The sequence below is a fragment of the Rhizobium sp. 01T444 genome, assembly GCF_056398305.1.
The window spans coordinates 1-537 of the sequence record NZ_JBFTPD010000379.1 but is presented as its reverse complement, the minus strand read 5'-3'; the positions used below and the strand labels follow the sequence as shown (position 1 = coordinate 537).

General features: G+C 63.5%; 1 pseudogene. It reads right to left on the bottom strand.

Going from position 1 to position 537, the window contains the following annotated elements:
• Positions 1–488: pseudogene (locus AC1DTN_RS39035) on the bottom strand (threonine synthase); the annotation flags it as partial.
• Between the last annotated feature and the right edge of the window lie 49 nt (positions 489–537).

The following is a 537-nucleotide window of genomic DNA, read 5'->3' as shown; positions in this document are numbered from 1 at the left end:
ATGAACACGCGCACGCCCTTCTTGCCCCGCATCGCGTATTCGGCCGCGCTGCCGGTATCGCCGCTGGTCGCGCCGAGGATGTTGAGCTCTTCGCCGCGCCGCGCGAGTTCGTACTCGAACAGGTTGCCGAGGAGTTGCATCGCCATGTCCTTGAAGGCAAGCGTGGGGCCATTGGACAGGGCTTCGAGATAGACGCCATCTTCCAGCTCGCGCAGCGGCACGATGTCGGCGCTACCGAAAACCTCGGCGGTGTAGGTCTTCGCGCAGATGGCCCTGAGATCGGCGGCGGGAATGTCGTCGATGTACAGCGAGAGAATCTCGAAGGCAAGTTCGTGATATGGCAGGCTTCGCCACCGGGCGAGCGTGGGGGCATCGACTTGCGGGTAGCGCTCAGGCAGATAAAGGCCGCCGTCCGGTGCCAGGCCCTCCAGCAGGATCTCGCAGAAGCGGCGGCGGTCCGGATGGCCGCGGGTGCTCAGATAGTTCACATTACATTCCAAATAGCGCAAGGGAAGCGATGGATGGCAGGAGCTGCCG